The organism is Bacteroides sp. D1 (assembly GCF_000157095.2).
In the GTDB taxonomy this organism is placed as follows: Bacteria; Bacteroidota; Bacteroidia; order Bacteroidales; family Bacteroidaceae; genus Bacteroides; species Bacteroides xylanisolvens.
Map to the genome: position 1 here is coordinate 83,170 of NZ_JH114351.1, position 6,849 is coordinate 90,018.

6 protein-coding genes and 4 pseudogenes are annotated in these 6,849 nt (G+C 47.5%); all 10 read right to left on the bottom strand.

The window, feature by feature from the left end; translation table 11 throughout:
• Nucleotides 1-59: 59 nt before the first annotated feature.
• Complete coding sequence (locus tag BSAG_RS25390) at nt 60-221, bottom strand: hypothetical protein (protein WP_004308096.1); 162 nt, start codon at nt 219-221, stop codon at nt 60-62.
• Nucleotides 222-965: pseudogene (locus tag BSAG_RS0223650) on the bottom strand (DNA adenine methylase).
• A gap of 38 nt (nt 966-1,003) precedes the next feature.
• A pseudogene (gene mobC / locus BSAG_RS0223660) lies at nt 1,004-3,016 on the bottom strand (conjugal transfer protein MobC).
• Nucleotides 3,017-3,049: 33 nt separating this feature from the next.
• Nucleotides 3,050-3,349: a hypothetical protein gene (locus tag BSAG_RS0223670; RefSeq protein ID WP_004315711.1), complete on the bottom strand. Its 300-nt coding sequence runs from the start codon at nt 3,347-3,349 to the stop codon at nt 3,050-3,052.
• Nucleotides 3,318-3,491: a hypothetical protein gene (locus BSAG_RS25395; protein ID WP_157442944.1), complete on the bottom strand. Its 174-nt coding sequence runs from the start codon at nt 3,489-3,491 to the stop codon at nt 3,318-3,320. Before BSAG_RS25395 ends, BSAG_RS0223670 begins: the two co-directional genes overlap by 32 nt.
• Nucleotides 3,488-4,174 carry a relaxase/mobilization nuclease domain-containing protein gene (locus tag BSAG_RS0223675; protein ID WP_004315712.1) on the bottom strand — a complete coding sequence of 229 codons (687 nt, stop codon included), beginning with the start codon at nt 4,172-4,174 and terminating at the stop codon, nt 3,488-3,490. Before BSAG_RS0223675 ends, BSAG_RS25395 begins: the two co-directional genes overlap by 4 nt.
• 89 nt (nt 4,175-4,263) lie before the next feature.
• Entirely contained in the window at nt 4,264-4,608 is a 345-nt protein-coding gene (gene mobA / locus BSAG_RS0223680; protein ID WP_224202605.1) for a conjugal transfer protein MobA, read from the bottom strand.
• Nucleotides 4,609-4,850: 242 nt separating this feature from the next.
• Nucleotides 4,851-5,468: an RteC domain-containing protein gene (locus BSAG_RS00020; RefSeq protein ID WP_004308105.1), complete on the bottom strand. Its 618-nt coding sequence runs from the start codon at nt 5,466-5,468 to the stop codon at nt 4,851-4,853.
• 214 nt (nt 5,469-5,682) lie between these two features.
• Nucleotides 5,683-6,555 (bottom strand): annotated as a pseudogene (locus BSAG_RS00015) (sigma 54-interacting transcriptional regulator); the annotation flags it as partial.
• 14 nt (nt 6,556-6,569) lie between these two features.
• Nucleotides 6,570-6,849: pseudogene (locus BSAG_RS00010) on the bottom strand (ISAs1 family transposase); the annotation flags it as partial.

The window sequence follows — 6,849 nt, forward strand, 5'->3', positions numbered from 1 at the left end:
TGCTGGAGGGAATTTGGCTCTCTTTTTATTGCTACCCGGCTACCACCGGATATTTATTCTTAATAATTTCTGATCAGCAATTCATTGACCGCTTCTCTTTTCTCGGCTATGGAACAGATGGAACGGAAGATGCTGATTCGCTGGATATGGAAACCGGCATAGAGGTCGTCGAAGAAGGTGTTCTCAGGGTTCTTTTGCCGGGGATCGGAGTTGGAAAGCATTCATTTGGCACCGGTTTCACCTATTCCCTTGCAGAAATTTGCCAGGTTGATCTGCTCTTCATCTCCGAAGTCCTGTGGCATGTAGGAGGTGCAGGAGTTACCCTCATTGACCGGCTTATAAGGCGGGTCAAAATAAAATAGGGAGTTGGCTCCGGTGTATTCTGCGGTCTGCCGGTAGTCACCGTCCAGAATCACAACATCTTGCAGCAGCTTGTGGTTAAAGCGGATCAGTTCCTCTTCCAACAGTTTTACCCGTCCCCCGGCACCAAAAGTGACGGACAGCTTTCCGCTATGGTTCACGGAGTAGATGCCGTTATAACAGGTACGCATGAAGAAGATAAACAGGGCGGCACGGGTGATGTTATTCGGGTTTCCTTCATTGTAGTAGGTACGTTTCTCCATGAAGTAGACCCTTCTTCGGGTATGTTCCTCCAGCGCGATGTATTCGTCCTGTATCCGGGCAAGCACTTTAATAAGCTGCTCCGGGGATTCCTTGATGACGCGGTAGACATTGATCAGAGCCTCGTTGGAGTCGTTGATGACGCAACGGATTTCCGGATAGGCTTGTCTTATTCAGAAGAAGAGGGCGCCGCCACCGACAAACGGTTCTACATAGGTATCCATCTGTCCGAAGTCTTTCGGAAGGGATTCGATAAGTACGGGAAGCAGTCTTCTTTTACCTCCCACCCAGGGGAAGCAGGGTTTTCCCGGCAGGTTGGCCGGAGAACTTTTCTTTTTTTCCATGTTTACAACATTTAAATGATTAATAAATTAAATAGGGATTATTCATCGTTTGCCGTTTCCAGCAGGTGTTTCAAGTTGGGATCATTTTGGATGCGAAGCAGCTCTTTTTCGATGATTTGCGTCACGTCTTCCTTGATTTGATAGTAGTTCCTTTCGATTTCCTCTTGCATGTGGTCCTTACCATCCGCACCGGTAAAGTCGGTTATGACGGGGATAGGCTTGTAGGCTTTTGTTTCGGCGGCTACCCGTTCATTGTCCACCACGATCTCGCAATGGAATATCTTCTGTTCTATCTTCTCCCCGAAGTTGTCGCAGACACTGCCGACAAACTCTCCTTGCGAGAGGTTGGAGATTTTGGAGGCAGGTATCAGCGAGTCGAGCTGGGTACTGATATTGGTTGAGGTGTCTTCACGGGTCATATTAATGGATTTGCGCTGTTGGAGCACTTTCCCAAACCTTTCAGAAAGGTTTTTCGCTGTTTCTCCGACCACTTGCCCGGAAAAGATATTTCCAATTGTGTTCTGGATCACCCGCGCCTCCTTATCACCGTAGTCACGTATTAACTGGCTGAAATCCTGTGCTCCCAGACATACTGCCACTTTGTTGCTACGGGCGGTAGCGATCAGGGTGTCAAGTCCTTTAAAGTAAAGTGTGGGAACCTCATCCACTAGAATAGAGCATTTGAGCCTGCCTTTTCGGTTGACCATTTTAACGATACGGGCATTATACAATCCTAACGCACATGAGTAAATATTCTGTCTGTCAGGGTTATTGCCGACGCACAAAACTTTGGGTTCCTCCGGATTATTGATATCCAGCGTGAAGTCATCTCCGGTCATAATCCAATATAAGGCAGGTGAGATCAGCCTTGATAGCGGAATTTTGGCGGAAGCTATCTGCCCTTGGAGCTGCTCCATCGCACCACCTTTCCATGCATCCATAAAAGGTGACAGGTAATTCTCCAGCTCCCGGTAAGAGGTCAGTATGGTGAACAGGTCGGAATATGGTTTATTCAATAGCTCTATGGCATGTGGGAAGGTGCAGAATTTCCCGTTTTCATAGATTTTAAGATACCAGATCACCACCGCAAATAGCACAATCGGGCTTTCTACAAAGAAATCTCCCTGCTTTTGAATCCAACTCTTGTTCAAATTTAACATGATTACATACGCTGATTCGTATGCATCCGCGATATCGGATAGAAACGAAGGATTGAGGGGATTGCACCGGTGGCTGTATCTGGGATCATCGAAATTAATCACATAAAATCCGACCGGCTTGGCATACTTATCCTTGTTTTTAAGCAGCTGGTTATAAGCAATTATGCTTAAATCCGGATACTTAAAATCATAGATATAGGCGGCGAATCCTTTCTCTATCTGCTGGCGGATATAGTTATTGATGATGGCATAACTCTTTCCTGATCCCGGCGTGCCTAATATCAATGAGGCGCGGAAGGGATTAATCACGTTTATCCAGCCTGAATAGGTCTTTCGTTGGTAACGGAAACGGGTGGGCAGGTTTACCGAGTATTCATTGGCAATCAACCTGCGCTCCTGCATGAAGCTCTCGTTCTCGTCGTTAAAGACGTCATCCATGAGTTGGTTCTTCAACAGGCGGCTGATCCAGGTTCCGGCGGTAAGCAGGCTGATATATCCGGCAGCTACGGTAGCTACATATAATAAGGTTAGAAGCGCGACGGGGAAGCGTGCCGTCAGTAAGAGCTCGCTACCAAAAAAGAGCAGCATCCCGGCTATAAGGTAACAGCCGATACTCCTTCATGACATCTCCACGTCCTTCCGTCCTTTCGCTCCCATGCAGGAGAAGAAAAGGAAGAGCAGACTGAAGGACTTGCTCACCAGCGAATGGGAAAACAGCCCGGTATCCCGCTGGAAATTGAGCAGTATCTTGTCCACGACACCGATGTTCAGGTTCATGGAAAGAAAATAGGGATAGCAGAAATAATAGACATTCATCACTAAAAATAGGATGCTGATGGCCCTCATGAAGTCAAGGTTCTTATTGAGCCCTCTGGTTTCGTCTTGTGACATAAGCGGTATGATAATTAATGGTGATACATTTTATTAGCCCAGATGCGGACCTCTGCGTTTTCTCTTTTTCTTTTTCCCGTAAGGGCTTTGCGTCAGGTCGTCTGCCGGATACGGATAGGATTCCAAAGAGAATATATCAAGCAGTCCTTCCACCAGCTCCGTCTCTTTCATTTCCGGTTCGGACGGATGGATAACAGGGGCTTCTTCAGTCTTTTCCGGTGGGATCGTGCCGTACTTCCGGTTTATAACCGATGCCGAATATTCTTTGCCCAGAAGCGAGCCCTTGAATACGGTCTTTGAGTTATGGTCGATGTCGGTCACGCCATAGATCACACCGGAATCGTTCTGCCAGAGTATGGCGGCAATGCCTTTTCCAGAAAGTTCCTGCAGGAATCCCTGACGGGTGGGCTGTCCTTGCAGGGCGGTAGCGATAGCTTCCTTCGTCTGTACGGGTACGGGATGTCGGGCAATTCATTGTTTGCTTTTCACAAATTTCTTTTGGAGTGCCTCGTAGCCTACGCTTTTACCGATCTTGCTGGATTTGATGGCTACGCCGGTCCGTTCTCCTTTTTCATCGGTAGCCGCATAGACCAGTCCATGATAGGTCTTTCCCTTTATCGTCTTGTGGGCCTCTTCCACCGTTACATGGAAAAGGCCAAGCAGGGCTTTAAACTCCTTGACGGATTGGAACTTGTATCCCTGCATGACGGGCTTGACCACATTGGCTATCTGATGCTTGATATCCCCCTTCCGGTAATCGACGGCAGTCAGCGGCAGGGATTCCCGTCGCTCCATCTTCTCGGCGGGTAACAGATGGTATTTCCTCTCCAGCTCCCGGCAAACAGCGGTCGAGCGTTGCCATTCTTTGCAATCTTTAATTTTCTTTCCCTGCTCGTCAATACGCAGGGAGACGATATGGATGTGGGGCCTGCCGATATCCTCATGCCGGTAGATGATATAGGGTTGGTTGCCATATCCCATTTTTTCCATGTATTCCTGGCCGATAGCGGTCAACTGTTCATCGGTCAGCACATCGTCCGGGTGTGGATTTAATGAAATGTGGATAACGGGCTTCTCAGTCCGACGGTTAGCCGCCAGATACGGTTCGAAGGAACGGATGCAGTGCTGGATGGTCGGATGGCCGTCTGCCGGTTCCATGATCCGGTTTCATGCCAGTGGCCGTGCCTGCTGCTTGTCCACTTTTTCTTGATTGTAGTATAATGCCCCGTAAACGGAGGCTCCTGATGTTATTTTTGCAACCATTGTTCAAATTCTTGGGTGAGACGGATAATCTCCCGGTTGAGAGATATTAGTTCAATAGTCAGTTGCTCCAATTTATAGAGCATGGCAAGAGCCTTCTTTTCGGATAGTCCGGTATGCAGAGCTTTGACTGCCTGGTTATAGTTTACTCCGATCCGGCGGTATTCGCTCTGCAGGTTGGTCAGCTTGATGTAGTAGTCCGTTGCCGCCTTATCTATTTTCACGACTTTCATCGGTTTGTCGAAAAGGGCGGCAAGGATGAACTGGGATTTATTATTAGCTCCCGAATTCTCAAAGAGCCTCTCAAACTCGATGTTCTGGAGTTCGTCCAGACGGAATCCGTAATAATAAGAATGAAGTTCTGATTCCTCTTTGGGATTCCGTCCGCCTCTTCATTTGCTCGAAGTGTCAGCCCGTCCGGGTTTGCGTGTACTATTGATTTTAGCCATATCTTTTCAGGTTTTATTTATCCGGCAGCAAAATAAGTGATAATTTTGATACGAACCTAAAATCGGAAAGTGACTACAAATGACAAGAGATGACTATTTGTGACAGGGGGTAAAAATACCCCTGTTCACTTCCCGTTTCCGCAAGCCGCGATGTTCTTTTCAAAGGTTTCCTTTAGTTTGGGCAGCAGGACGGAATAGTTCTTTTTGCGCCGGGCAAGGTCGGCACGCAGGTCATATGGTTTGGGAATGGCAACATTGAAGAGTTTCTCAAAAGCGGAAACGATACCGGCGAAAGAGAGGCGTTTGCCGCTTTCGTCCGTAATCAGCCCGCTGTAATCCAGCGAGGAGATCAGTTCCATCAGGTTGACCAGCGAACCTTTCCAATGGAGCGATGAAAGAAACGAGGAAGGTGTCGTGATGGTTCCGGGGTACTGTACACCAAAATTGACCAGCTCTATTTCCGCCTCCACCAGCAGGAGGCATTTGTCCAGATAGAATTCGGCTACTGCCGTGTGGAAATGTCCTGTTCGGGTGAATAACTTCTTTAGGGAAATCAGTTCTACCTTGCTGTGAAGCAGATGGCGCAGCCTTTCCGATACGGAAACCGATTCGATGGCGAGGTCGTAAAGGTATTGTTCATATTCGGTATAGGAGGAAGAGAATTCTTCATCGGAAACTGTCTGTTTTGGGCTTGAAGCCAGAGATAAATAATTGAATATACGGCATTCTGTAAATGGTTTCATACGGCATACATTTGATTTGTTTATACCGGAGTAAGCCAAATGAAATGCCTCTGCTATCGTTTAAAGCTCTATACCTTTTTAAAATACTGATAATCAACAATAAACAAATTTCATATAGAAACGGGTGTAAATAAAAAGTGTAAGCCGTCCTTGACAAGAATGTTAGGACGGCTTACACTTTTGTAAACCTCATTTGCTTCGGGTTATCCTCCGGTCAGTCGATGATATGGTATTTCCTTAGTTTCTCATACAGGGTAGTCCGGCTGACATTGAGCAACCGGGCCGCCTTGGAACGGTTGTCACCCGTCTTTTCAAGGGTCTGGAGAAGCAACGCCTTTTCTTTTTCTTCTTCCGTCCACTGCGTTTCTTCTTCTTTAGGAAGGGAGATTTCAAGGTTCAGGTCTGAAACGGAAATCCATTGCTCTTGGCAGATGAGTACGGCTCGACCTATTACATTCTTCAGTTCACGGATATTCCCCGGCCAGGGATATTCCAGCAGTGCCGCCTCTGCCAGCCGGTCAAAGCCACGAAACGATTTATGGGCCTTGGCGCAAGTGAGTTTCAAGAAAAAATAAGCCAGAGGAAGGATGTCTTCCCGGCATTCTGCCAGTGTAGGAATCCGCAGAGTGAACTCATTGAGCCGGTGGAACAGGTCTTCCCGGAAGCGTCCTTCTCCGATGGCTTTTTCCAGATTCTCATTGGTGGCGGCAACCAGCCGGATATCAAAAGAGTATTCTTTCGTGGAACCTACCGGCTTGCAGCGTTTCTCTTGCAAGGCCCTGAGCAGGAGCATCTGTGTCTTATAGGAAAGGTTGCCTATCTCGTCCAGAAACAATGTCCCTCCGTTAACGGCACGGAACAATCCGACCTTGTCGCTTTCCGCACCGGTAAAGGCTCCCTTCTGATGACCGAAAAACTCGGAGGCGGCAAGCTCATCGGAAATGGCCCCGCAGTCGATAGCCAGATACGGCTTGTTCTTCCGATGGCTCCGGGCATGTATCTCGGCTGCAATGTGCTCCTTCCCGGTGCCGGAAGCCCCACGGAGCAGAACGGAGATGTCGGCACAGGCAATCATCTCTATCAGACGGCAGGGCAGACGCATTAAAAATTATTGTTCTGTAAAAGTTGTGACAAATATTTTTCATCCCATCCGGCTTTTAGTCTTTTCAGATTCATACTTCCTTTTGTTGTTTTATCCTTCTTTAGTATGGTAAGTGCCATCTTTGTTGCCACCGAAAAGTTTCTGGCTGCATTTTTCACCTTTTTACTGTAGTCTTCTCGAAAGGTAACATCCAATTGCCAATGAAGATTATTCTCAATAGACCAATGCTGTCTGATGGCAGATGCAATCTCCTCCGGTTTGGTATTATCAAGTGAAGTT

Bases quoted from the DNA above. Each gene is read 5' to 3' on its own strand.
- BSAG_RS25390 (WP_004308096.1), bottom strand. From the start codon at position 221: ATGCTTTCCAACTCCGATCCCCGGCAAAAGAACCCTGAGAACACCTTC.
- BSAG_RS25395 (WP_157442944.1), bottom strand. From the start codon at position 3,491: ATGAATTGCCCGACATCCCGTACCCGTACAGACGAAGGAAGCTATCGC.
- BSAG_RS0223675 (WP_004315712.1), bottom strand. From the start codon at position 4,174: ATGGAACCGGCAGACGGCCATCCGACCATCCAGCACTGCATCCGTTCC.
- BSAG_RS00020 (WP_004308105.1), bottom strand. From the start codon at position 5,468: ATGAAACCATTTACAGAATGCCGTATATTCAATTATTTATCTCTGGCT.